The sequence below is a fragment of the Salipaludibacillus sp. CF4.18 genome (genome assembly GCF_051262595.1).
Taxonomy (GTDB): domain Bacteria; phylum Bacillota; class Bacilli; order Bacillales; family Salisediminibacteriaceae; genus Salipaludibacillus; species Salipaludibacillus neizhouensis.
This window is the reverse complement of record NZ_JBIMEV010000170.1, coordinates 1-388: the sequence shown is the minus strand read 5'-3', so window position 1 is coordinate 388 and position 388 is coordinate 1. Positions and strand designations below refer to the sequence as shown.

General features: G+C 34.3%; 1 protein-coding gene. It reads left to right on the top strand.

Translation table 11 applies throughout. The annotated features are described in order from the left end of the window. The coding region (locus ACHABW_RS26015) for a small, acid-soluble spore protein, alpha/beta type (protein WP_435759943.1) at window positions 1-198 on the top strand (198 nt) is incomplete at its 5' end. Window positions 199-388 lie beyond the last annotated feature (190 nt).

Here is a 388-nt window from a genome sequence, read left to right as displayed (position 1 = left end):
AATAACAATAACTCAAACCAATTAGTAGTACCTGGCGTACAACAGGCTTTAGACCAAATGAAATATGAAATTGCACAAGAATTTGGTGTTAACTTAAATGCTGACGCAACATCTCGTTCAAATGGATCTGTTGGTGGCGAGATCACAAAACGATTAGTTCAGATGGCCCAGCAACAGATGAATGGCGGTCAAAAATAATTATCTAATTCCACACTTCCAATTAATTAAATAACATGGCTTAGAAGCGAGTTATTGTCTCGCTTCTAAGCCATGTTATTTTTGAGGGAAAAGATAAAGAAGATAAGACAATCATAAGTAGTTGTATTTGAGTTCCCGCTGTTATTTTGCTTTTTACCAATTTAAAAAAATTTCTCAAATTGTAGATGAG